This is a genomic window from Tissierella praeacuta, assembly GCF_040396155.1.
In the GTDB taxonomy this organism is placed as follows: Bacteria; Bacillota; Clostridia; order Tissierellales; family Tissierellaceae; genus Tissierella; species Tissierella praeacuta_A.
Genome location: NZ_JBEBOY010000013.1, coordinates 39,452 through 65,119, shown reverse-complemented (window position 1 = coordinate 65,119; position 25,668 = coordinate 39,452). Strand labels below are relative to the sequence as shown.

27 protein-coding genes are annotated in these 25,668 nt (G+C 31.1%); 4 read left to right on the top strand and 23 right to left on the bottom strand.

All coding sequences use genetic code 11. From position 1 onward, the window contains the following. Window positions 1-61: 61 nt before the first annotated feature. From ABWP20_RS08545 to ABWP20_RS08535, 3 genes are all read right to left on the bottom strand, one after another. The gene (locus tag ABWP20_RS08545; RefSeq protein ID WP_353095377.1) at window positions 62-796 is read right to left on the bottom strand and encodes a TIGR03915 family putative DNA repair protein; all 735 of its coding nucleotides are present in this window, start codon (window positions 794-796) and stop codon (window positions 62-64) included. After that, window positions 796-2,082, bottom strand: a complete 1,287-nt coding sequence (locus ABWP20_RS08540) for a putative DNA modification/repair radical SAM protein (RefSeq protein WP_353095376.1) — start codon at window positions 2,080-2,082, stop codon at window positions 796-798. The genes ABWP20_RS08545 and ABWP20_RS08540 overlap by 1 nt, the downstream gene beginning before the upstream one ends. A 133-nt stretch (window positions 2,083-2,215) precedes the next feature. Beyond that, window positions 2,216-2,668: a hypothetical protein gene (locus tag ABWP20_RS08535; protein ID WP_353095375.1), complete on the bottom strand. Its 453-nt coding sequence runs from the start codon at window positions 2,666-2,668 to the stop codon at window positions 2,216-2,218. 571 nt (window positions 2,669-3,239) lie between these two features. Between ABWP20_RS08535 and ABWP20_RS08530 the strand changes: the two genes are divergently transcribed. From ABWP20_RS08530 to ABWP20_RS08520, 3 genes are all read left to right on the top strand, one after another. Continuing rightward, complete coding sequence (locus tag ABWP20_RS08530) at window positions 3,240-3,668, top strand: Fur family transcriptional regulator (RefSeq protein WP_353095374.1); 429 nt, start codon at window positions 3,240-3,242, stop codon at window positions 3,666-3,668. Between the two features lie 52 nt (window positions 3,669-3,720). Continuing rightward, window positions 3,721-4,215: a rubrerythrin family protein gene (locus ABWP20_RS08525; protein WP_353095373.1), complete on the top strand. Its 495-nt coding sequence runs from the start codon at window positions 3,721-3,723 to the stop codon at window positions 4,213-4,215. Between the two features lie 228 nt (window positions 4,216-4,443). Continuing rightward, a complete protein-coding gene (locus tag ABWP20_RS08520; protein WP_353095372.1) occupies window positions 4,444-5,829 on the top strand; it encodes an MATE family efflux transporter in 1,386 nt (461 codons plus the stop codon). A 94-nt stretch (window positions 5,830-5,923) separates the two neighbouring features. On the opposite strand, the gene ABWP20_RS08515 is transcribed toward ABWP20_RS08520, so the two are convergent. Then, window positions 5,924-6,229: a winged helix-turn-helix transcriptional regulator gene (locus ABWP20_RS08515; RefSeq protein WP_353095371.1), complete on the bottom strand. Its 306-nt coding sequence runs from the start codon at window positions 6,227-6,229 to the stop codon at window positions 5,924-5,926. A gap of 121 nt (window positions 6,230-6,350) precedes the next feature. On the opposite strand from ABWP20_RS08515, the gene ABWP20_RS08510 reads away from it, so the two are divergent. After that, window positions 6,351-6,785, top strand: coding sequence for a Dps family protein (locus tag ABWP20_RS08510; RefSeq protein WP_353095370.1), 435 nt, complete (start codon window positions 6,351-6,353; stop codon window positions 6,783-6,785). Between the two features lie 46 nt (window positions 6,786-6,831). Here the strand turns inward: ABWP20_RS08510 and ABWP20_RS08505 are convergent, their stop codons facing one another. The 19 genes from ABWP20_RS08505 to ABWP20_RS08420 all read right to left on the bottom strand — a co-directional run bounded on the left by ABWP20_RS08505 (window position 6,832) and on the right by ABWP20_RS08420 (window position 25,653). Further along, window positions 6,832-7,839 carry a proline racemase gene (locus ABWP20_RS08505; RefSeq protein WP_353095369.1) on the bottom strand — a complete coding sequence of 336 codons (1,008 nt, stop codon included), beginning with the start codon at window positions 7,837-7,839 and terminating at the stop codon, window positions 6,832-6,834. Window positions 7,840-7,904: 65 nt separating this feature from the next. Continuing rightward, a complete protein-coding gene (locus tag ABWP20_RS08500; RefSeq protein ID WP_353095368.1) occupies window positions 7,905-8,372 on the bottom strand; it encodes a glycine/sarcosine/betaine reductase component B subunit in 468 nt (155 codons plus the stop codon). A 20-nt stretch (window positions 8,373-8,392) separates the two neighbouring features. Beyond that, the gene (gene prdD, locus ABWP20_RS08495; protein WP_353095367.1) at window positions 8,393-9,160 is read right to left on the bottom strand and encodes a proline reductase cluster protein PrdD; all 768 of its coding nucleotides are present in this window, start codon (window positions 9,158-9,160) and stop codon (window positions 8,393-8,395) included. A gap of 99 nt (window positions 9,161-9,259) precedes the next feature. Beyond that, a complete protein-coding gene (locus ABWP20_RS18460) occupies window positions 9,260-9,505 on the bottom strand; it encodes a hypothetical protein (RefSeq protein WP_503012520.1) in 246 nt (81 codons plus the stop codon). A gap of 27 nt (window positions 9,506-9,532) precedes the next feature. After that, a complete protein-coding gene (locus ABWP20_RS18455) occupies window positions 9,533-9,985 on the bottom strand; it encodes a glycine/sarcosine/betaine reductase selenoprotein B family protein (protein WP_503012519.1) in 453 nt (150 codons plus the stop codon). Window positions 9,986-9,987: 2 nt separating this feature from the next. Beyond that, window positions 9,988-10,236 (bottom strand): CBO2463/CBO2479 domain-containing protein, encoded by a 249-nt coding sequence (locus ABWP20_RS08485; protein ID WP_353095365.1) that lies wholly within the window; start codon window positions 10,234-10,236, stop codon window positions 9,988-9,990. An 18-nt stretch (window positions 10,237-10,254) separates the two neighbouring features. Continuing rightward, complete coding sequence (prdA, locus tag ABWP20_RS08480) at window positions 10,255-12,342, bottom strand: D-proline reductase (dithiol) proprotein PrdA (RefSeq protein WP_353095364.1); 2,088 nt, start codon at window positions 12,340-12,342, stop codon at window positions 10,255-10,257. 31 nt (window positions 12,343-12,373) lie between these two features. Beyond that, the gene (gene prdC / locus ABWP20_RS08475; RefSeq protein ID WP_353095363.1) at window positions 12,374-13,669 is read right to left on the bottom strand and encodes a proline reductase-associated electron transfer protein PrdC; all 1,296 of its coding nucleotides are present in this window, start codon (window positions 13,667-13,669) and stop codon (window positions 12,374-12,376) included. A 473-nt stretch (window positions 13,670-14,142) separates the two neighbouring features. Then, window positions 14,143-15,924, bottom strand: a complete 1,782-nt coding sequence (prdR, locus tag ABWP20_RS08470) for a sigma-54 dependent transcriptional regulator PrdR (RefSeq protein ID WP_353095362.1) — start codon at window positions 15,922-15,924, stop codon at window positions 14,143-14,145. A gap of 136 nt (window positions 15,925-16,060) precedes the next feature. After that, window positions 16,061-16,426, bottom strand: a complete 366-nt coding sequence (locus tag ABWP20_RS08465; protein ID WP_353095361.1) for a hypothetical protein — start codon at window positions 16,424-16,426, stop codon at window positions 16,061-16,063. A 182-nt stretch (window positions 16,427-16,608) separates the two neighbouring features. Beyond that, on the bottom strand, window positions 16,609-17,457 hold the full coding sequence (locus ABWP20_RS08460) for an undecaprenyl-diphosphate phosphatase (RefSeq protein ID WP_353095360.1): 849 nt from the start codon (window positions 17,455-17,457) through the stop codon (window positions 16,609-16,611). Between the two features lie 179 nt (window positions 17,458-17,636). Continuing rightward, a complete protein-coding gene (locus tag ABWP20_RS08455) occupies window positions 17,637-18,659 on the bottom strand; it encodes a hypothetical protein (protein WP_353095359.1) in 1,023 nt (340 codons plus the stop codon). A 21-nt stretch (window positions 18,660-18,680) separates the two neighbouring features. Continuing rightward, window positions 18,681-19,364 carry an early set domain-containing protein gene (locus tag ABWP20_RS08450; RefSeq protein WP_353095358.1) on the bottom strand — a complete coding sequence of 228 codons (684 nt, stop codon included), beginning with the start codon at window positions 19,362-19,364 and terminating at the stop codon, window positions 18,681-18,683. 103 nt (window positions 19,365-19,467) lie between these two features. Then, entirely contained in the window at window positions 19,468-20,169 is a 702-nt protein-coding gene (locus ABWP20_RS08445) for a FadR/GntR family transcriptional regulator (RefSeq protein ID WP_353095357.1), read from the bottom strand. Between the two features lie 135 nt (window positions 20,170-20,304). Then, window positions 20,305-21,273: an L-lactate dehydrogenase gene (locus ABWP20_RS08440; RefSeq protein WP_353095356.1), complete on the bottom strand. Its 969-nt coding sequence runs from the start codon at window positions 21,271-21,273 to the stop codon at window positions 20,305-20,307. Window positions 21,274-21,456: 183 nt separating this feature from the next. Then, window positions 21,457-22,671 (bottom strand): ABC transporter permease, encoded by a 1,215-nt coding sequence (locus tag ABWP20_RS08435; RefSeq protein WP_353095355.1) that lies wholly within the window; start codon window positions 22,669-22,671, stop codon window positions 21,457-21,459. Continuing rightward, a complete protein-coding gene (locus ABWP20_RS08430; protein WP_353095354.1) occupies window positions 22,668-23,381 on the bottom strand; it encodes an ABC transporter ATP-binding protein in 714 nt (237 codons plus the stop codon). The genes ABWP20_RS08435 and ABWP20_RS08430 overlap by 4 nt, the downstream gene beginning before the upstream one ends. A 1-nt stretch (window position 23,382) precedes the next feature. Next, window positions 23,383-24,618, bottom strand: coding sequence for an efflux RND transporter periplasmic adaptor subunit (locus ABWP20_RS08425; RefSeq protein WP_353095353.1), 1,236 nt, complete (start codon window positions 24,616-24,618; stop codon window positions 23,383-23,385). A 573-nt stretch (window positions 24,619-25,191) separates the two neighbouring features. Further along, window positions 25,192-25,653 (bottom strand): GNAT family N-acetyltransferase, encoded by a 462-nt coding sequence (locus ABWP20_RS08420; RefSeq protein ID WP_353095352.1) that lies wholly within the window; start codon window positions 25,651-25,653, stop codon window positions 25,192-25,194. Between the last annotated feature and the right edge of the window lie 15 nt (window positions 25,654-25,668).

The following is a 25,668-nucleotide window of genomic DNA, read 5'->3' as shown; positions in this document are numbered from 1 at the left end:
AAAACTCTTTTCCCTAAAGGAAGAAAATCATCACTGTCCATTATTATAGGAATATCTTATATTATTTCTCTACTAAATGCTTCCAATATCTCATTGGCATATTTCTTTTTTGCAACTTAGGATTAACTCTATTTTGAATGGCTATGGATTTAAAATACACTTTCCAAAGCTCCTGATACTCCTCCTCTTCTTCTTTTATTATTAAAGAATCTGTAACTTCTATATCCTTAATAACCCACTCCTTTTTATTATAGAATACCCCTATTCCTCTCTTTATATCATGTATTACCCAGTTCTCATTCATCATTCTAGAAGCAAAATGTGGTGCAAGTAATCCTATGATATTGTAATCCGGTTCTATGGAAGAATATAGTATTCCGTTTTCAAGTTGTTTAAATCTAATAAGTCCCAGCATTCTATGTTTCTCCATAGCTACCTTGTAATTAATATTATCTATTTTTAATATAATATCATTTGATAAATTAGAGTTCACCTGTGCCCCAATTTTAAATCCTAATTGAAGATATTTAAGTATTGTTATTCCATGCTTTGGTAACTCAGATAAATATGAATAGAATACTCTCTTCAAAGCTTCCTTTGAAATCTTATTTTCTATGGATTCATATACCTTTCTAGCCTTTTCTCCGTCTGTTGAAATAAATACTTTTTGCATTAGGAAATTTTCTTCCATACTATCCTCTGGTATTATATCATCAATATTTTCTTTTCTATAATAAGCTTCATAAATTGAAGTCAAGAGTCCATCGAAACTACCATCATAAATATAATGTAACATTAGAGTTGTCCTCCTATTTGAATATACTTATCTTCAAGGGATACTTGGTCGAATAAAGATAGTTGTTGATAATTTTTTTCTCTTGGTGGACCCTCTACTAATTGATTGCGGATTATTTGACTATCCATAGATTTTAAACCGTAGTATTTTCCCTTACAAGTAATAAAATACTGGGCTCTTTTAAGTACAATTCCTAATTTCTTTAAATCATAAAAGTCTATAGCTGAAAATCTTCTGGCTTGAACTATTTTAATCGCAGATTTCACTCCAATGCCGGGAACCCGTAGCAACATAGTATAATCTGCCTTATTTATCTCCACTGGAAACAGATGAATATTGCGAAGCGCCCAATCACATTTAGGGTCTAATGCTAAATCAAAGTCTGGCTTATTTTCATCTAATAATTCCTTAGCTTCGAATCCATAAAATCTAAGAAGCCAATCTGCTTGGTAAAGCCTATTTTCTCTTAGAAGAGGCGGGGATTTAATAACTGGAAGCTTAGGATTATTTGATACAGGTATAAAAGCTGAATAATATACTCTTTTAAGACCATAGGAATTATATAATCCTTCAGACAATCTAAGGATTTTTAAATCATTATCCTTTGTTGCGCCTACTATTAATTGTGTAGTCTGACCTGCTGGAACAAATTTAGGACTAAATCTAAATTTCTTCTTTTCTTCTACAAATTGAGTAATTCCAGTTTTAATTAAGCCCATAGGTTTTAAAATATTTGTTTTATTCTTTTGGGGTGCTAAAAGTTTCAGTCCTTCCTCTGTGGGTAACTCTATGTTTACACTCATTCTATCCACATATCTGCCTATTTTATTAACAATATCCTCATCTGCTCTAGGTATTGCCTTTGTATGAATATATCCATTGAAATTTTCTTCTTCTCTAAGCTTCTTAACTACTTGAAGGAGCATTTCCATTGTATAGTTAGGAGATTTAAATACAGCAGAGCTTAAAAATAAACCTTCTATATAATTTCTTTTATAAAAATTTATAGTTAAATCAACTATCTCCTCTGGTGTAAAAATTGCCCTAGGTAAATCATTGGAATATCTATTAATACAATAAGCACAATCATAAATGCAATAATTAGTCATAAGAATCTTTAATAAGGAAATACATCTTCCATCATCAGACCAGCTATGACATATACCAGCTAGACTAGCATCTCCTAATCCACCCTTTTTATTTTTTCGATTACTTCCACTAGATGAACAAGAAACATCATATTTAGCTGCATCAGACAATATCTTTAACTTCTCTAAGACATCCACCGCTAACACCTCATCACCGATTATTTTAGGTAAATTATACCATAGTAATAGCAAAAACTCAAACATATGTTTGAGTTTTTGCCTATTTATATTATTTTATTCTTCCAATTAAAAATTCGATTAAAATTAAAATTTATTTAGTTATATCTAAAGGATTTTCAAGAATATCATTCTGCATTTCAATAAGTTCATTTACTAACTTGTCAATCTCTTTATCATCAGCATTGGATTCTATTAATTTAATTAATCTTTGAACGCCTATTCTTGTATTCTCAAAATAATCGATTTTCGTAAATTCAGTTAATCCAAAATCGTTTACAAAAAGTGAATTAGACATCATTAATATTCCATCTAATTGATATAATGACTTAAGTTCAATCGGTTTCTCAGATAATATTGGCAAAATCCAATCCTTTGGTAAAAATATAGTTGTCATATCCATTGTATGTTTATCAAATGAAGCTATTCTATTTTTTAATCTTCTATTGTCCTTATATAATCTAACAGTTAATAAGGTTAATAAAATGAAAGCAATTATTATAACATTCTTTTTTACTTTTGGATTCTTTATTTTTATATTTTCCACTTTATCCCCAACCCCTTCCCCTATATTATATTGTTCTTAATACATCACTCAGCGAACTCCCCCCATTTTATAAGATTTTATTATTTAATACTTTTACTTGAATTTTAACAGTGTATATTCTAAATGATACCATATATTCAAACTTTATTTCATCTCTTCTATAAATCTTAGGAGTATTTAACTTATATTATAGATATTTAATTCTATCATTTAGTTAAATATTTTTACTTATCTTATCTCAATCTTGAAACCATCTTTAGAACATGTTTAAATTCAATCTCCTTTATCTATGTATCATTGTATATAATTTTTTCTAATAGCCAACACTTCTAATATCGCTGATTTCCATCTATCTCCTCTACTTTTAGAGTACTTATTATAAGTACAAATACTATTTTAAAACCAAACCATAATATATGGATTTCTAAAGAAAATCCTATAAAACAAAATATATTTAAATTTTTACTTGACATCTAATGAATTTACAACTATAATTATATTGTAATCATTACAAGTTAGTAATCATTCCACGTAATGATTATAGTCCTAATATATCAAGGATGTGAGATATGTGAATATAGCTTTTGAAGAATTAACTAATGAATTGAAAAATAAAAAAATTCGTCTTTCTCACCAAAGGCTAAAGGTTTTAGAGTATTTAATTAATCATAGAACCCATCCTACTGTAGATCAAATATATACTGATTTACAAAAGGAAGTCCCTACATTATCAAAAACAACTATTTATAATACTTTAAATACATTAATAGATGCCGACCTAGTAAAGGTCATAACAATAGAAGATAATGAAACTCGATACGATATTGCAACTAACAATCATGGACATTTTAAATGTGAGTCTTGTAGGAAAATATTTGATTTTGAAGTAGACTTTGATTCATTAACTATAAAGGGTTTAGACAATTTCAAAATTAACCATAGAGATGTCTATTTTAAAGGTATATGTCCAACATGTATTCAAAAAAATAGTGATATATAAAGACAAAACAGTCTTTTAAAAATATTAATTAAATAAAATGGAGGAGATATAAATGGAAAATAACAAAACAATTAATAATCTTATGGATGCATTTGCTGGAGAATCACAAGCAAATAGAAAGTACTTATCATATTCAAAGAAAGCAGAAAGTGAAGGAAAATTAAATGCTGCAAAATTATTTAAAGCAGCTGCAGAAGCTGAAACTATTCATGCTCTTAGACACTTCCAAGTAGCAGGTAAAGTTGGTTCAACTGCTGAAAATCTTGAAGATGGAGTTAATGGAGAAACTTATGAATTTGAAACTATGTATCCACCATTCATAGCAGCAGCAGAAGCAGAAGGAAATAAAGCAGCAGTTCAAACTTTTACTTATGCAATGGAAGCTGAAAAAGTTCATGCAAAATTATACAAAGAAGCTTTAGAAAACATTGCTGAAACAGAAGAAGTATTCTACTACCTATGTCCAATTTGCGGAAATATTGAAAAATCCGTACCAGGAAAATGCAGTATCTGTAATGCTGACGGTTCAAAATTTATTAAATATTAATAAATTCCAAATACTCAGTTTAAGTATTAGGGGATGGTTAAAGATTCTTAACCATCCCCTATACTTATGTAAATTTATATCTTCTTCAAAATAATCTTATTTTAATAATTATCAAACTAATCTTTATATTTCACATTGACAAGTTGTAATAATTATTATAAACTAAATTTTACTTGCTATACAATAGAATATTTTATATCTTATTAACTTAATTCAGGAGGTAGATATATGGCAAAATTTAAAGATCTATTTTCTCCCAAGGATTTAACAGAAGGTACTCCTTGGAAGCGGATTACCGAATTTGCAGTACCAATGTTGATTGGCAATATAGCTCAACAGTTTTACAATACTGCAGATTCCATTATTGTTGGTAAATATGTAGGTGATAACGCACTTGCTGCTGTAGGTAGTGCATCTCCCATATTAAATCTTTTACTTGTACTCTTTGTTGGAATTGCCGTAGGTGCAGGTATAATGGTATCACAGTACTTTGGAGCTAAGGACCGAAAAAAGCTTTCTCATACTATTGGCATATGTATAACCTTAACTCTTATTGCATCTATAATTATTATGATTATCGGCCCTATTATTACCCGCCCATTGCTTTCTTTTCTTAATACACCAGATACTATCATTGACTGGTGTGCAAATTATCTTATTATTTATTTCTTAGGCATTGCAGGATTTGCTTATTATAATATTTTAGCTGGCGTTCTTCGTGGACTTGGTGATTCTTTATCGGCACTTATATTTTTACTTGTTTCTACAGTTTTAAACGTAGTACTTGATATTTGGTTCGTTGCTGGACTAAATATGGGAGTTCCAGGTGTTGCTCTAGCAACTGTTATTGCACAAGGAATATCAGCGATACTCTGTATAATTAAACTAATTAAAATGAAAAATAGCTTTGACTTAAACTGGTCAACTCTGAAATTAGACAAAGAGTTTTCCTATAGACTTATAAAACTTGGATTACCATCTGGTCTTACACAGGCAATATTTTCTCTTGCAATGATTGTTGTTCAATCCTTAACCAATAGTTTCGGAGAAATGGTTATAGCTTGTAATGTAATTGTTATGCGTGTAGATGGCTTTGCCATGATGCCAAACTTTTCTTTTGGAAGTGCAATGACAACATATACTGGACAAAATATAGGAGCTAAGAAAATTGATAGAGTTGAAAAAGGAACTAAAGATGGTACTATGATAGCCGTTGGAGTTTCCACTGTAATAACTATTTTGATTTTAATCTTCGGCAGATATCTTATGAGAGTTTTTACTGACACAATCGAATTAGTTGATTTAAGTATGCATATGATGCGAATCCTTGCCGTAGGTTATATTGCAATGGCTGTAACACAATGTTTATCTGGAGTTATGCGTGGTGCTGGAGATACCGTAACCCCTATGTGGATTTCTCTTATTTCTACAGTTGTTCTTCGTGTCCCAATAGCTTATAGTATTGCTTATTTCACAAGAAGTGAAGCATATCCAACAGGCAGACCTGAGTCTACATTTGTTTCTCTTCTAATTTCTTGGACAATGGGAGCAATTATAACTGCAATCTTCTATAAAAAAGGCAATTGGCGTAAAAAAGGCTTTGCAGATAAATAGTATAAAATTATAGAATAGAATAGAATAAAATATAAATAATCCTATTAAAATTAGTAATTTTAATAGGATTAAATTATTTTTATATTAAACTTCTCTAAGAATGTTGAAAATACTTGTCTTCTAAATCCTCCAAGTGATAAAATATATGCACTAAATCCTTACCAAAGTTAAGTAAGGAATAGCAGGTATTATTATCCTCAATTCTTTTATCTATAACTTTCTTCTCTACAAGTATGGATAATTTCCTATTTAATTCAGTATGACTCATATATGGGATACTATTTAAAATATCACTATATCTTTGATTCCCAAGCTGAATAGACTTGAGTATTTCAGGTACCCATCTAAGCTTAATTAAATCCTGTACAATTTCAAATCCATTATATATTTTATTCTTCACAATTTCACCCCTACGAACATATTTGTGCCTTTTTGTTACTTATATTTTATCATATAATATAGTTAATAAAAGATATTAATTAATGTTTATATAAATTAAAAATTTTAAGGAGGTATATATTATGAAACATATTGATTTATTACAAAAATATTTATCAAACTTGGCTGTATTGAATGTAAAAATGCATAATATTCACTGGAATGTAGTAGGAAGTCAATTTATGCAAGTTCATAATTTTACAGAAGAAGTTTATGACAAATTGTTTGAAAATCTAGATGAAGTAGCAGAATTATTGAAAATGAAAAATGAAATGCCAATATCAACTATATCTGAATATCTAGAAAAAGCTGATATTGAAGAAATTAAAGCAAAAGAATTTTCAGTAAAAGAATCTTTAGAAATTATCAAAAAGGATATGAAGTTAATGAAAGAGCTAGCAACTAATATCAGAAATATATCCGATGAAGAAGGAGATTTTGAAACTGTTGCTATATTTGAAGACTATGTTGCATATTACAGCAAAAATATATGGTTTTTAAATTCTATGTTAAAATAAACAAAATCAAAAATCATCCTTGATTAATCAAGGATGATTTTTGATTTTACTTTAAAAGGAATCCATACTTTACTGGATCATCATCATCAATTACAAAATGATTAAATCCTGTTATAAAAGCCGCTCCTGTTATTTCAGGTATTATAGCTTTGAATTCACCAACTGTAGTTTCTTCTAGGACTCTCCCCTTGAATTTAGTATTTATAATACTCTCATATACAAAAGATTCATTAATACCTAATTCTCCTTTAGCATACAATGTTGCCATCTTAGCACTTGTACCAGTTCCACAAGGTGATCTGTCTGCTTGACCTGCTCCAAAAACTACTACATTCTGATAATCTGCATCTTCACTCTTGGGATTTCCATATACTTCAACCAAATCAACTGTCTTTATATGTAATTGTGTTGGATGTTGTACTTGGATTTCTTTGTTAATAATCTCTCTTAGCTTCATTGCTCTTTCAATTATAATATTAGTATTCTTTGAATCAATATCTACTTTTAATTCTGTATCTTTTACTATGGCGAAGAAACTGCCTCCAAAAGAAATATCAAATGTTACCCTTCCTATATCAGGTACATCTACTTGTACATCTTTTTTATATAAGAAGGAAGGTACATTAATTACAGAAACTTCCTTAGCCTTTCCATTTTCAACCTTTACTTGGGCTTTAACTAACCCAGCAGGTGCTTCTAATACTATATTTGTAATTGGCTCAGTAACTTCTACCATTCCAGTTTCTACTGCAATAGTAGATGCACCAATAGTTCCATGACCACACATGTTTAAATATCCGCCACCATCCATAAATATTATGCCTAAATCTGCCTCTGGCAAAGTCGGGGCAGTAATTATAGAACCGAACATATCACTATGACCTCTTGGTTCATGCATTACAGCTGTTCTTATATAATCTAAATTTTTTTCTAAGTACTCTTTTTTCTCTGCCATAGTTTTACCTGATATAACTGGTAAACCACAGGTTATTACTCTAGTTGCCTCTCCCATTGTATGTGAATCAATTGCGTGTAAACTTTTACTAAATTTCATGTCCCCTTCTCCTTTAATTATAGTTTGACATTTAACAATCTTTTATATGGATAATACACTAATTTCTATTCTTTATTTCTCATCTTTAATTTCAACAATGCTAAGGCTTTTTTAGCATCCAATTCTGATAATGTGTTTTCTCCAACTACTTCCGTTTCTATTCCATCCTTAGATTTATTAATATCTACTATAGTATCCATATATCTATTCTTTACAACAAATTGAGCTTGAGTACCAACAAAACTAATTCCTACTACTGGGATGTTTCTCTTTCCTATTTCTTCTATGGTATTTGCATAATCTACATGGCTGTTTCCCCAACCATCTGCAGATATTATTACTCCGTCAGCTCTCATGGCCTCTACCCAAGCAGCAGCCCTCTTACCAACAAAATATTTTTCCTCATTATCTTGAGGTGTTCCTACAATAACAATTCCTAATAACTCAATATCCTTATCGTTAGAGACTATCTTTAATATTGGATCTCTAAAATGGTGTAGAGTAGTCTCTTTTGTTGAAGGTCCAATTCCCATATATATACACCATCCTTTAATCAGTGCATAGCTCTTATTGCACCATCTCTATACTCGTTGGGGCTAAGTATAACAGGCATATTTCCCATATCTATTATAGACCGTCCTCCTGCAAATCCAGATGGCTCCTTTGAGAATAATTGAGTATCATACATGGCACCTTGTCCAGCAACTTGTTTTATTATAACTACCTTTTTCTTTCCAGATCTTACTACATCATAGTATTCATGTCTTTCAGTATAACTATTGCCTTTTAACCTTTTTAGAACTTCTCTAATATCCTGTACCATTTTATCACAGGCTCTATGAGCAGCTGTTGGCCCAGGTCTATGATGCCCTTCTCCAGCTTTAAGCACCACACCAAAGGAAATAATAATATCCGTCTCTGCTGGAGTACCAGCCCTATTTAAAAATAACTGGTCCTTTAATATTCCTTCCGATGAACCAAATTCTGCAACTTGAACTCCTTCGGCATCAACTCCCGTAAGCATAAAGTAAACCCCTGTAATGGTATGAGTAATGCCCTCACCTAAGCCTCCTAAAACCTTAGTAGATATAGGTATTATATCCATTATGCTATTAGTCCATCTATTATGATCTCCTGGCTCTATTATATTTAGTTCTATCCTTTCAATTAAAGGCTCTGATTTTAATATTTCATCAATTAATATTTTATTTATTGTTAAGGTCCCATCTTCAATAGATGTTTTAGATGAAATCTCTACTTTATCTATATGGAAACTTTTTATCACAAGTCTCCTTTTTTCAATTTCATCCTTTTCAAACATTTTATCATCATTCCTCTTTCATTATAACTATTTATCAGATAAGATTACAGCTATATTTCATATATCTGCAATCCATTTCTGATAAATTTATTATTTATCTTAAACCTTCGCTATATATTCATATGGAAGTGAAACTATTTTCCCTGGAGTATCAATTTCTATTAGTTTTTGTAATGTTTCTCTACAAATATTATATTGCATTTCTACATCATTGGGAGCTCCTGCATTTGCTCCCATAGGTACTAATGGAGCAACGGCTCTAGGAGTACCATTCTGTCTTACTACTGGAGGAAGGGCAGCTATTATAATAGTAGGTATACCTGCTTCCTCAATCGCTCTCTGCACAATCACGGCAGAGCGGTGGCAAGTTCCTCATCCTGCAGTCATCAGTACTGCATCTACTCCTTCTTCTTTAAGTATACTTGCAATTTTAGGTCCGGTTTCATTTTTGAATTTCTCTTGATTACCTCCACCGCCCATAAAACCAATATGAACTGGAGCAACAGCTTTAATTACGCCGTCCTTAACAAGTTCATGCAATCTATCTATTGGAAACATACAGTTAATATCCTTATTTACATCTCCGTTATCATATCCCCCATGAGATACCATTAATTCACTAGATGGAGTTGTATCTCTAACTTCTCTAAAAGAAAAGTCTCCTGCAAGATTAAATCTTTTATCTTTTTTATCATGAACCCCAGCTGCTGTAACTAAAGCAACGCTCATATCTTTTAACTCTTTAGTCACAGGAGTCCATACTGGATTCGGTGTAATTGGTACGAATATTTCAGATTGTAATCCCTTCACTACTGTTAGACTCATCTTTATACCTCCTTATTCCTTTTCTTGTCTAAATTACTTATATATTTCTCATTTGGTATTGGATTCAAAACCTCTACATAACTCATATTAAGGCAAACTTCCTGACCTAATTCTAGAGGATAGTCAGTAATTAACATTCTCATTGGAATTTTTAAAAATCCTAATCTTCCTTTAAAATCTATACTTACAGCACCATCACTTACTTCAACAATAATACCTTCCATATACCTTACATTATCAATATATTTCATTTCAACACCCTAATTCTATTAACTATATTTTTCTCTTCTTTTATCACTCATAGGAATTGAAGTCTCATTATCTGGTCTCTCAATTTTAGTTCCTACAGCTTTCTCTATTAACTCTAGATTATTTTCCTTAACATTTGGATTCCATTTCCTCTCAGGCTGAGCTACTTGTTCATTGGCAATAGCAGCTTTTAGCATAGCAACAGCCCTAATAGCATCTTCTTTAGTCAATGTATTACAGGATAATACTTCATTTTCAATTCCTGCCTCTGATTTATTATGGTCTATCATATGTGTCATATATTTATTACCAACTACTAATGCACCTTGAACTGCACAGAATGATGAGCCAACTACTGGTATTCCTCTCATACCTATTTGTTCAATATGACTGGCGAAATCAATATGGTTATTTCCAAATCCCTCTGTAGTAACAAAGGCACCATCAACATCCATAGCTTCAACTGTCATACCAACTCTTTCAGATACATAGAATTTCTCAGAGTTGATTTGAGGACTTCCAACTAGTATAACTGCACATAGATCCAGTTCTTCATCTTTAAGTGCTTCCATTACAAGAGGCTCTCTCCAATAATGTCTTGAACATTCCTTAGATGCAGGTCCTATACAAGTAAGTGCATGTATAGCTCCATCTAATATTTCTAATGGTGAACAAACTATAGGAACATTACCAAGGTCAACATTTGGTTTAGCCCCTAGCACTCCAACTGGTTCCATAGGAAGAATTAAATTATCATGCATTGCACCTTGCCCCATGATTTCTTTAACTATTACAACCTTTTTCTTTCCAGGTCTTCTTGTCTGAACAAATACTTCTTCTTTTACTACTAAGGACTCATCTATTTTCTTTAATGCATCTCTAATCTCTTGTGTAATAAAATCTGTAGCTTTATGTGCTGCAAGAGGTCCTGGTCTTTCCATATTAGTATGTTCTTTAATTACAACTTCAGTTTTTATAAATATTTCACCTTTATCAGGAGCCCCAGGTCTTCCCCACATAATATTCTCTTCAAGAATACCTTCTGATGAACCAAATTCCCCAATTTGAACTCCATTTTCATCAGTACCAGTTACCATCATAATTACACCATCAAGCACTCTAGTTACTCCTGTACCTAATTTACTTCCCTCTTCCTTTGCAGCTATAGGCTGGACATCCATTATGGTTTCTGAATACATATTATATTTATCAGGCGTAATTATTTCTACCTTTATTTTTTTAACTAATTCATCTACTTTTATTGCATCTTCTCCAATGTTTTCTCTAATATATAATGTAGTTCCATCAATTTTAGTTTCTGCTCCGAATTTAACTTCGTCTATTTGGAAATGTTTTTTAACAAGTCTCCTAATTTCTTTAGGAGGAGCTTCCATATTCTTTGTCTCTACTATTTCTGACTGTGAAGTAACTTCTGCTGCTACATTCTGTACTGGCATTACTGAAGTTGGTGATATTGAATAGCCTCCCAATGGGACCTCGATATCTATTCCTTTTCCTTCAGCAATTTTTATTTTTAATACTCCACCTTGTACAGTACTTCCTATAACAGGTGTTTCTTGATGTTTAGATTCTATAATAAACCCTTCTAGCATATTTGGAGTAACAGGTGTAAGGGCTGGCACATCTTGATTAAGCTTTGCTCCAATAACTTCTCCTCTTGTTAATACTCCATCATTAAGTTTAATAAGGAGTGAATCTTCCAGTTTCTCAAAATTCATTGGAGATTCTAAATCAGTTGCCTTAATTATATCTCCAGATTTCATATTAAATTTAAAAACTGCCTTTTCATCTGAATCTAAAATGTCCTCTGGACTTATATCAGTTAATTCTTCATCCTTTATCCCCTCTACAATCTCTGGTGTTATAGGTGTTAAGGAATCAATAGTCTTTAGAAGTTTAGCACCAATAACCTGTCCTATTTTTACAACATTTTCTGGTATTGAAAGTAGTCCCGAATCTACAAGGTCAGGAAATATATTTGGGTCTTCTAGATTATCTGCTGATATTATGGTTCCTTCTTCTGTTCTACAGCATACTACGGCAACTTCATTTTTAAGTTCTTGTGCTTGTTCAGCGCTTATTGACATATTCATACCTCCTCAATAAAATCTATTTCCCTTATTCCATGGGAAGTCTTCTCGTTAGTTCATGATCAACTGTTCTAAATATATGATCAGTATGATGATATACTGGTATACCCATATTAGGAGCACAACACATTACAGTATTTGTACAATCACTACAGTTTGATATTAAAATTCTCTTAGCACCATTCTTTTTAAGATACATCACTCCTTGAACCTGTCCAGGGCAATCTCCTGGTGTTAAGCATTTGTTTATGCCTCTTACTTCTATGAGATTTTTACATTTTGTTACGGCTACAACTTCTGATTTCATCTTCTTAGCTATATCCCTAAGTCTAGTTTCATCTGCCCCACATGCACATACAAGGAGTCCAATTGGTCCATTAAATTCTGGTAAAGGAATAGTGACTATGGCACTTCCAGATATTTTAGTGACTACAGAACTATGAATATCTCCAGACTTTCCTGTATAAGGTCCTCCAATTACTACTTCACCAAAATCTCCGTCAATACCTCCACATTCATTAATAAGATTAACTATAGGAGTTCCAATAGGCATTTGAAAAAATATATTAGATTCCTTACCACTTTTTAATTTACCTCCCACTGTAATATCCTTATCAATTACAGGTTTTAAATCTTCAACGGCTCGTGTAAGATTTGCTAAAGTTTCTCCATTCATAACTACAGATTTGGATTCAATAGGCAGCTGTTCTGGGGTAAGCCATGTACCAAAGATTTCATGAATTATTGCCCTCTCTTCACCCATAGGATACATATCCCTAAGCTCTTCTATTTCAATATCCTTTGCCTCACCAATTACATTCTTTAATGAATCAATAGCCTTCTTATTTTTAGCCTTTATTGCTATATATCCCTTTGGAGCCTTTGTAGATTCCATAGCATACCTTATGCCTTTTACAACTATCTCTGGATTTTCTTCCAAAAGCCTTATATTATGATTTAAAATAGGTTCACATTCTACACAATTTGCAATGACATAACCATCTGGTATTTCTGATTTAAGTTTTATATAAGATGGAAATCCTGCTCCGCCAGCACCTACTATTCCAGCTTCATAGGCAGTGTCAGCTATGGAATTACATTTTTTTATTTTCACATAATCTTCTTTATCTATAACTTCTCCTTCTATTTCAATGGCTTCTTCCGTTATACTTATAACCTTGCCTGACACGCTAGAATGTATCTTAGCTCCGAGGCCATTTGGTTCAGCAATACATTGTCCTCTTAATACTTCATCATTTATTCCTACAGTAGCTGTACAAGGAGCGCCTACATGCTGCTTTAGGAGAATTCGATATAATGCCATTTCTTTCCCTCCCAACAGTAAATGTTGATAATTATCTTTCATTATTTATAATGCAAATATTATGCCATAAGTTTGTAATATCAATATATTTACTATGCTCTATATTATATAAATGTCATAATCCTCATTTATTCAGCATTATAGGTTGAAATAATAATAATTGAATTTTTTACTTATGAACTATCTTTTAATTTAAAAATAAAATAGACCAAGATTGTGTCAGATTCCTGACATAATCTTGGTCTATAAAATTCTTATATGTTATAGATATTTTTTATATAAATCCAGTCATTGACAAATTTTATACATATTAATACTAATATTACCATTTTTGATACCTTAAAATAGCTGTAAATTTAAGTGTCAGTTTTTTGTAATACTATGTCAAATAATTGACACTATAATAATCTATCTTCTCTGATATGTATAAAGTTTAAATTTTCATTATAATAAAAACAAAATCCTTTAATATTCTACATCAAATCATATAACTCTAATTTATAGTATAAGGTAGATCTTTTTATATTTAATAACTCTGCTGCTTGAGCCTTATTACCTTTCACTGCAGCTAAGGCATCTATAATTATATTCTTTTCAAAGTTTTCCATTGCTTTCTTTAAGTCAAAGGAATTATCTATATCTAAATTTATAAAGGAATTCATATTCATACTATTTATAATTTCTACTGGTATATCATTACTCTCTATTATATTATCCTTAGATAAAATTACTAATCTTTCAATGGTGTTTTTCAGTTCCCTAATATTACCCTTCCAATGATAATCTGATAATATCTTCATTGCCTCAGGAGATATATGTATATCATCCTTGTTATTCTTCTCAGAAAACTCTGCAATAAAATCATTTATAAGTTCTGGTATATCTTCCTTTCTCTCACGAAGCGGTGGAATTCGTATAGATACTACATTTAGTCTATAATAAAGGTCTTCTCTAAACTTACCTTCCTCCATAAGTTGCTGTAAGTCCTTATTTGTTGCAGCGATTATCCTTGCATCTACTTTTATAGGTTTCCCACTTCCTACTCTATAGACAATGCCGTCTTGTAATACTCTAAGAAGTTTTGCTTGCATAAGTAATGGCATATCACCAATTTCATCTAGAAACAAAGTTCCTCCATTGGCTAATTCAAACTTTCCTGCCCTTCCCTTTTTATATGCACCTGTGAAAGCTCCTTCTACATATCCAAACAATTCGGATTCCAAAAGGTTTGAAGGTATAGCACTACAATTTACTGGAATGAAATCTCCTTTTCTATCACTTTCTTGATGTATTGCCCTTGAAAATACTTCCTTACCAGTTCCACTTTCCCCAGTAATAAGTACACTGGCATCTGTTTTAGCCACTTGTTTTGCTATGGTCATAGCATCAATTGATGCCTTAGATTTGCCAATAATCTTACCAAAGAAATATTTATCCTGGGTTATTTCCTTCATTTGCTGCTTCAGAAGTTCTACCTTTGTCTTCTCCCTATCTAATTCCATATATAAATTGGTGATTTCATTAAGATCTCTATCAGTAGATACTGCTCCTATTACTTCTTCTTTATATATAAGGGGTATAGCAGATATTATAACATCAGACTCATCTTTAGGTGTATGCTTTAGATTCTCAAAGTTTCTTCTTTCTTTTAAAGCCCTAAGAAGCAAGGCATTGGGAAAGAATCTCTCAATATGGGCTCCTACTATTTCCTCTGTCTTTATGCCATATAACTTTTCAGCACTGCCATTCCAAAATGTAACTGTACCAGAAGTGTTTATTACACATACAGCTTCATGAAGATTACCTAGTATAAGCCTTAATTGAAGCTCTATCTCATCTTTTTTAAGATCTTGATGCCTAAATAACTCTAAGGGAGTGAGCATACCAACTATTTTTTCTCCCCTTAGAACTAATAATCTTTCCATGCCACTTTCTTTCATAATAATTTTTGATGTTCTTATATTTTCTTCTATACTGATAGTTACTATATTACCACTTGTCCATCTTCCAATCTTATCTTTTATATTTACTTTTTCTCTAACTAATCTGCCAATATCTGAAATCGTAATAATTCCTAATACATTATTATAATTATATTTATCATTGCAATTTTTTACTATTACAACTTCATGTTTTGAATTTATAAGCATTTCTATTAAAGTAGATTCAATAGATGCCGATTCTTCAATAAAAGTAATTTCTTCATTCATGATATCAGCAATATTTTGAAAGTCTGCAATATAATGCTCAGTCATTTTATCACCTACTCGATTTTTCTTGGTTTGAATTTATTATTATTTTATCATATTCTAATAATACTTGCATGAATTAAAGCAAATAGCAAAAGTCCATTATGGTATACCATAATGGACTTTTGCTATTTAAAACCAATTATTCTTTAATAGACAGCAGGCAATAGAACCATTGCTCATCAAGCTTGCAATACAAGGTATTAATGCCAAGTGAATTTATCTCTTTATTTGATTTATAAATATTTGTCTCTTTAGGAATCTTATATGCTTGCCCGTTGTTTTTAGGATAAACTTTCACTTCTTCTTTAATTGTCATAATGTTTTCTAGCTGTTCTACATCCTGAATATTTATCTCTAAAGGGTTAAGCATTACATATAAGCTATCATTATATTTGAAAAATGGTCTTGGTGGAATGTTCTCATCATAAATGTGCTTTCCCAAAAATATTAATCCTATTATTAATATAACAAGAACTACCTTTTTATTAATCCTACAAAGTTTCAACTTTAATCACTCCCTTTTCTATTAGAAAACTTAATAAAAACATCTGAGTCATTTGAAGTTTAAGTGGTCTTCTCGTAGTATCTTATGAGGCTTCCCATGACAAAAGTCTTTGTATAATTTTATTATAAATTTATAGGGATAGTGCAATTAACTGCCTTATCCCTATATTAGTCAAATCTATTTTATTTAAATATTCCTGCGAATCCTGCTATCAATACAATTACTGCAAATACCATTCTATATACTGCGAATATTCTCATAGGCTTTTTCTTTAAATATGAGATAAATTTATTGATTACAAATAAAGCTACTATGAAAGATACTACAAACCCTACAATTAAGGAAATCAATTCAGGGGCTGTAAGAATAGCTATACCTCCAATTTTCAATATCTTTAAAAAGCTCATTCCTACCATAACAGGAATTGCTAAGAAAAATGAAAATTCCGTAGCTTGAACAGTTGAAAGTCCTGATACCCATCCACCTATAATTGTTGAAGCTGAACGAGACATCCCTGGAATTATGGCTAAACATTGGAACAATCCAATTGTAATTGCTTGTTTTGCTGTGACATTTAATTTTCTGCCTTTACTTCTGCTATTTCTAAACTTCTTCTCAGCATATATCATCCAAATACCGCCAAAGAATAAAGTTAGAGCTATGGTTACAGGCTTAAATAAATATTTATCTGCTAAATCATCTAATAATATTCCAAAAACTCCACCAGGAATACAAGCAATAAATATCATGAACCAGAATCTGAAACCAGATTTCTCATATCCTACTTTCTGTGGGAAAAAGTTTATAAGAGTTTCTTTTATCTTATTCCAGTAGAGAATAACTACTGCTAATATTGCCCCTAGTTGTATAACATATGTATACATCTCAACATAACTTGAGTTTGTTCCATTAAAACCTATTAAATTTTGAAATATAACTAGATGTCCAGTTGAAGAAACTGGCAAAAATTCAGTTAGCCCTTCCACAATACCCAATATTATTGACTTTATTATTAACATTATTGTTTCCACAAATCGATCCCCCTATATTTTAAAACTTTTAAATTATTTCTGTTATCACATCCTATATATTATATTTATAGACATATGGATATTATACACCATATATTGATTAATCTTCAAGGTAAATAAAGATAGAGTAGAAGATAATACTCCTACTCTACCTTTTATTCTCTTATACCTTATTTCCACTAGGCTAATACAGGTTCAATATTTGTATCATTGCCATTATTTTTAGTGTCATTATATATTTGTGCCACTTCATCATAGCCCTTATTGATTGCAGTTTTTACATCAGCAGCAGAAGTCTTTATGGTATCCATTATTTCTATACTAGCTACTTTTATTTCAGAAGCTACAGTTTTCACTGAATTTATTACATCTTTTCCAACTGATATTATTGCATTTTTAACTGTCCTAACCTTCTCCTCTGAATCCTTTACTATGTTTACAATATTATTGTAGTCTTCTTTAATATTTTTCACAGCAGTTGAAAATGTCTGCGGTATCCTTTTTATTGGTTCTTTTATAGAATCCACACCTGATTTTATAAATCCTATGGTTTCTATTCCTTTTTTTATAATTCCACTAGCTGGATTGTTTACTACAACTGAAATATTAGCTGCTGTAACTCCAACTGTACCTACTATTTCCATAACATCACTACCTATGGAAACCGCAGTTTTTACTGTTTCCCCAGCCATTGATGTAGCAGAATCCATAATTTCCTTTGCGGCTTGCTCTAACTCTGATAAAGTAGTAGACACATCTTTATAAGTATTTGATATTTGAGAAGTAGTTTGATTTTTCTTCTCCATAACTGACTTGGAAACATCCTCTATGTTCTTACTTACTGAACTAAATGCATCTTTGACAGTATTGGAAACTGAAACTACTGTTCCTTTTATGCTTTTACCTATTGAAACAATAGTTTTTCCTACATTTCTTACGGTACTTAATGCCATAGAAAATGAACTAGATACTGAATTAAAGAAAGAACTTATAGAGCTTTTAGTTGTATTCTTCACTTTGTCTGATGCCTCATTATTGATACTGGCATTTTTTACAATTAGTTCTCTATAATCATTTTCAACTTCTTTAATATCTCTTTCTACATTGGTTTTAGAATTACTATTTGCTTTTTTTAATTTTAATTGATATATGCTATTATTTATGGAACCTAAACTATTAATATTATCAGTAGATTTTATCATAGCTTTCAACTCCTTTTATAATTAATATTTTATTTTTCCCTGTGCTGAATATGAGCTTGTTCCTGATAATGTAAATTTATCATCTAAAATAAATTGCCCATCTATAAATAACTTCATTGTCCACACCCCATAAGGATATTGACGAGTCTTATCTTCTAAGTCCATCCAAAACCACATATTTATTGGCTTATTCTCTTTTGGTACTGTCAACAAATTATTTTCTACAATCTGAAATAATTCCATCTTTGGTGTATACCATGCAGTGGTTACTGTATGTAACCCTGTTACATCGGTAAACTCAAATCTTGTAACTACATTCTTATCCAACAGAGTATTAAAGTTCTTCTTATTGGCAGTGACCTCTTCATTTAGGATTGAACTTATATTGTACTTATTCACATGTACTGTATATTGATTATTATTGTAAAGCCTTTGATCTTTATCATTTATAATAATCACTGACCAAAGCTCTTCATTGTCATCTGGAAAATATATATTAGCTGTTGGATCATTAAGCTTTAATTCCTCATTTATGAGAAATTTATATTTATGTTCTCCTGGTGGAAGGTCTTGATTAAAAACCCAAGTATTATTATCCTTGACCATCTGTCCTTTTTCTGGATTATAATTATTGAATTCTCCGATGACGGCTATTGTATCTATATTTAAACCATCAATCCCCTCATACTCAAATTTTATCTCCATAGGAATCCCCCAATCTTTAGTTGTTATAATTAATATCGGCAATCCTAGTAGTTTCCTTAAATATAAATAAAATGGTACCCTTATTAATTAATAAAGATACCATTTATACTATAGATTTTTTCATTTCATTATTGACAAAATCAAGATGATTTGACATAGCTTTTTCAGCAGTTTTCGGATTATGAGTCTCTAAGGAATTATATATATCTAAATGCTGTTTCTTTATTATTTCCTTATGTTCCGCCTTTATCATTATATTTTTTCTTATATCCTTTATTGATGCTTCAATAAGAGAAGAGACTGCATTTAATATACTTTGCAAAAGAAAATTCTTACTTGCTTGTGCTATTTTATAATGAAAGATTATATCAAGTTTTGCTAGTTCATCTTCTGAATCTGAGTTTTCGGCAGTATCTAAAATCTTTTTTATATCCTTTAACTCATCTTCTGTGATCCGTTCAGCTGCCAATAATACAGTTCCTTTTTCTATTACATTTCTAAGTTCTAATATTTCTGTCGCATTACTTTCTTTTATTAAAAAGATTGTAGAGAATGGCTCGAATAGTATGTCTTCAAAATTACTTTTAATGAAATTTCCTTCCCCTTGTCTAGATTCGATTAATCCCATCATCTCCAATTCCCTTAATGCTTCCCTTACAGATGATCTACTTACTTCCAATGTTTCAGCCATTTGTCTTTCAGATGGCAATCTATCTCCTTTATTTAGACTTCCTTTTGAAAGCATCTCCTTGATTTGTTCCACAACTTTTTCAGACACAGTTGTATTTTTAATTGGAGTAAACATAATATTTCTTCCTTTCTCAATATTAATTCCTCATTATATTGTACATAATAAATTATTCTATTTCAAGGAATAACTAAAACTCATTATATAAAGAAAAAATGTCATCCTTATCATTGATAAAGATGACATTTTTTACTACATTGCTATTTTATTTTCTGAAAATGATGCATTTAGTACTGTTTCCAATGCATTTGCAGATTTTTTTAATCTTTTAACTTCATCATCATTTAAATTTACTTTCAATACCTTTTCTATACCATTTCTACCAACAACAGCTGGTATTCCAAGATAAATATCATCTATACCATAATAATCTTCAACTAATGTTGATATTGGCAGTATACATTTTTCATCACCAAGTATGCCCTCTACTATACGTTTTATAGATAAACCTATTGCATAGAATGTAGCACCTTTTCTATTTATAACTTCGTAGGCTGCATTTTTTACATTTTCGTGTATTTCATGTCTAAATTCTTCGTCATATTTACAATTTACATTTTTAGCATATTCATCAATTTTAATACCTTGTATATTTGTCATACTCCAAACTGGGAATTCTGTATCACCATGTTCTCCCATAATATAAGTTTGAACATCCCTTGCATCTATATTTAATTTCTTACTTATCTCATACTTTAACCTTGATGTGTCTAAAACAGTACCGGATCCTATAACCCTTTCCTTTGGAAATCCTGATAATTTATAAGCTGCATAACTTAGTATATCAACTGGATTTGAAACTATTAAAAGTATTGAATTTGGACTATATTTAACAACTTCCGGAACTATTGACTCAAGTATCTTTATATTTTTATTTACAAGGTCAATTCTAGTTTCCCCAAGCTTTTGCGCTGCCCCTGCTGTTATAATAACTATATCTGAATCCTTAGTATCCTTGTACTCTCCTGATTTAATATTTACTGGTTTTATAAATCCAGCTCCATGGCTTAAATCTAAAACTTCCCCTTCTGTTTTTGATTTATTAACATCAACTATAACTAATTCCGAAGCTAAGCCTTCCATAACCAATGCATAAGCTGCTGTAGCCCCCACTGAACCTGCACCTACAATTGATATCTTAGTACTTCTTTTCTTTTCCATTTTATCAGTCCCCTCCATATCCTCAATTTTGATTTATTGGTCTATTGGTTTACTGGTCCTACCATTAATTATATAATACTACATCTCTATATAGTTGTCTAGTATAGTTATTTAATTATCAAAACAATTAAAAAACAATATCACCATTAAATATTTAATGGTGATATTGCTAAATTAAAAATATTATTCATATCTTAAGGCATCAATAGGATTTAATTTTGATGCTTTGTTTGCAGGATAAATTCCAAAGAAAATACCTACCCCAGCTGAGAAAAGCCATGCAATAGCAATAGTACCTATGGATACACTAGGAGGTATATTAATAAATCCTGAGATAATATAAGCTAATCCCATACCAATAATCGTTCCGATTATGCCTCCAATTCCTGATACAATTACAGATTCTACTAAGAACTGTAATAGTATATCCCTTCTCCTTGCACCTATAGCCTTTCTTATACCTATTTCTCTTGTTCGTTCTGTAACAGAAACAAACATAATATTCATAACACCGATTCCACCTACTAGAAGGGAAATAGCCGCAATGGCACCTATAACCATTGTTATAATTCCCGTAATTTTATTCATAGATTCTAATTCTCCTTCTGCAGTTTGAATCATATATTTATTTTCACCTTCATTACCATGTCTTCTTTCAACCAACTTAATTATCTTATCTGAAATAGCTTTTGTATCTGCACCTTTCCTGATACTCATCTGAGCATCCCAGATATAATCCCCCCTCCACATCATTTGTTCTAAGGTTGTATAGGGTACAAATACACTTCCAAAGGATTTCTCTCCCATTCCCTGAAGTCTACTCTTAGGTTTTTCATAAACTCCAATTATAACCAATGAAAATTGACTTTCTCCAAATTCTATATCTATATTTTCTCCTAATACATCGGTCCTCCCAAATGCTTCCAATGCCATTTCTTTATCTACTACAGCTACAGATCTTTTCCCTTTCACATCCTCATCTGTTAGATACCTGCCGTTAATCACATCTACATTTTCTATTTTAATATAATTTTCATTTGCTCCTGTTAATATTGCATCAATCTTTTTATTTTTAGATCTAAGCTTTCCCCTATCCTGCACACTAGGAAGAATGGCTTCTATGTCATCTGCAAAATTTTTCTTAATTACATCTATATCACCATGAGTTAGTAAATCCTTCATGGAATAATTTTCTCTCCAGTTCATGAAAAGATATGCTCGTCCTGCACCAAATTGCTCAAATTCTTTGTCTATCATCTTCTGGCTTCCTTCTCCTAATGCAACTACTGTAATAACCGATGATATACCTATAATAATCCCTAGCATAGTAAGGAGGGAACGCATTTTGTTTGCAAGAATGGCACTTAATGATACCTGTATACTTTCGAATATATTCATATCCTCTCCTCCTGTCTGTCAAGAATAATTTGGTCTTTGACAGGTGTATCTTCTATAATCTCTCCATCTCTACATACAATCATTCTCTTTGTATGCTGTGCTATATCTGGTTCGTGGGTAACCATTATAATGGTTACTCCCTCAGCATTAAGCTGCTGGAATATTCCCATCACTTCATTTCCAGACTTGGTATCTAAATTTCCTGTAGGCTCATCTGCAAAAATTACGGCTGGGTCATTTACTAAAGACCTGGCAATAGCAACTCTTTGTCTTTGTCCACCTGATAATTCGTTGGGATTATGTCCCATTCTTTCCTCTAAGCCGACTCTTTCTAAAGCTTTCATTGCCCTTTCTTTTCTCTCCTTAGCAGAAATCCCAGCATAAATCATAGGAAGTTCTACATTTTTTAAAGCATTTATACGAGGAATTAGGTTAAAGGATTGGAAAATAAACCCTATTTTTTTATTACGAATCATAGCAAGTTGATTATCATTCATCTGTTGTACACTTTCACCATCTAATTCATAAATGCCTTCCGTTGGTTTATCTAAGCATCCTAATATATTCATCAATGTGGACTTTCCTGAACCAGAAGGTCCCATAATAGATACAAATTCTCCTTCTTCAACTATTAAATTAATGTTTTTTAGAGCCTCCACAGATATACTTCCATTTTTATATGTTTTTTTTAGATTCTCTATTTTAATCATATTACATCACCTTATTTGTCATGACCTCATCTCCATCCACTGTTGCCTCCGTTGGATTTAAGATCACCTCATCATTCTCTTTCACATTTCCTATGATTTCTAAAGAGAAATCACTCTCTACTCCTGTTTGTATTTCATTTTCCTTTATTTTTCCATCTTCTACAGTAAAGATTACCTTTACTCCACCCTTTTTAGTAAATATTGCTTCATAAGGAACTGTCAGTGCGCCTTCTTTTTTCTCTGTTAAAATATCTACCTTTGCTGAAAAACCTGGTTTTAAAAATTCATCAGTATTTTCAATATCAATTTTTATTTCCACTATACTTTCTTTTCCCTGACTTCCATCTACTTGCTTTGCAATGGAACCTACGTATTTAACTTTCCCTTGATATACCTTACCCTCAAAAGAATCTCCTGTAATCTTTACACTATCTCCCACTTCTATTTTACTTGCATCATATTCATTCATATCTACTATGATTTCTAAATGATCTATGTCTTGAATAGACATTAAAGTTATATGGGACTCTATAATACCACTTTCTGAAATATTAGTATCTACAATAGTTCCAGTAATAGGGCTCTTTATTGTGTATTTTCCTAAATCTTTTTCTAGTTTTTCTACTTCTAACTTAGCTAATTCTATCTTTTGTTTCTGAACAGATATCTCATTTTCATGATTAGAATTTTTTAGTCTCTCCTCAGCTAAAGTATAATCATTATAAGCTTGATCCATCTCATCCTTTGATTTGTCTAAATCTACTTTTGAAATTACACTTCCTTCATATAATTCCTTATTTCTCTCATATGTATTTTTAGCATCGTCATATTTTATTTTTGCATTAGACAAATTAATTTCAAGTTCAGTATTTCCTTCTCTTTCTAATTGTCTTAGATTCTCCTGTTCCATAGAGAGTCTTAGCTTTGCATCCTTAATTTTATATTGAATATTTGTTTCCTCTAATTTCATTAATATTTGGCCTTTTTCAACTTTGTCACCTTTTTGCACATACATCTTTTCAATCTTCTCTTCTACGTCAGATACAACATCTCTTTTGTCCATAGAAAATATTTTTCCAGTAGACTGAATATGAGATTCGATATCCTCCTTTTTAACTGCTGTAGTCTGTGCCATTGCCTGAACAACTTTTTGACCTTTAGTTAGCGTTTTTATTCCTACAACTGCTCCTAGTATAATAACTATTCCTGCTACAATAATAAATTTCTTTTTCTTCACCGACATATCCCCCTTTTTATCTAAAAATTTGATTAATGTTATGTATATATCTTGCTATTAATGATCCTACCTATAGATGCAGTAAATATCACTGCTTTTTCATATATTTTCCTCCTTTAATGCCTTAACCCCAAATAATATGTCATTAGATATAACGAAATTTAAATTAAGAATACTGCATTTAATTTTATTTAATCCTTATCTATATTATATAAAAACAAGTAAGGGTTGTCATATTGATTTTCCTTTCAAGTCAAGAATATATCTTACAATACTGTTAGATTCAATTTAAACCTATATAATTCCATGTCTTTATCATAGAATATCCTTGTCCCCTTTTTGTTTGGATACTGTTATTTATACCTATCTCTTCTAATTTCCTTCTAAGTCTTGTAAGATTTATGGATTCTCTTCTATGAATTCTCCTTTTATATTGGAATAATCCTTTACTGTAACTACAGTATAGTTATATCCCTCTAATTTATCTTTAATAAGATTCAAAATTTTTTAGTCGTCTTCTACTACAAATCCCTTATACATTTTATAAATCGTTATATAAGAAAACTATGTATTTTATAAGTTCATACTTAATCTAATCATATCAATACATTCAATACCATTTTCTATAATCTTATCTTTATAATGCTTTCTAAAAAAATTCCTATCTACACCAGTTATACGAAATCCACATTTTTGATAAAGTGTCAATTGAGATATACTTGAATTTCCTGTTCCAACTTCTAAAATCTTTCCTTTAAGTTCTCTTGCATTATCTATAGCGTTAAATAATAATGCCTTTCCGATTCCTTTACCTTGATATGCTTCGTCAACCGCAATATTTACAAGTTCAAAAGTCATAGGTCTTGTCCTTATTATTACATAAACTCCAACAATTTTCTCCTCGATATAAGCAAGATAGCAGTTTCCTCTATGTAGATAATCATTAATTATTTCAATAGACGGGTCTGCTAAAAGAAGAAGATCATAAGGAATTTCATTATCGCAGCCTAATTTTTTTATTTCAATATTCTCCATTGATATTCCCCTCTA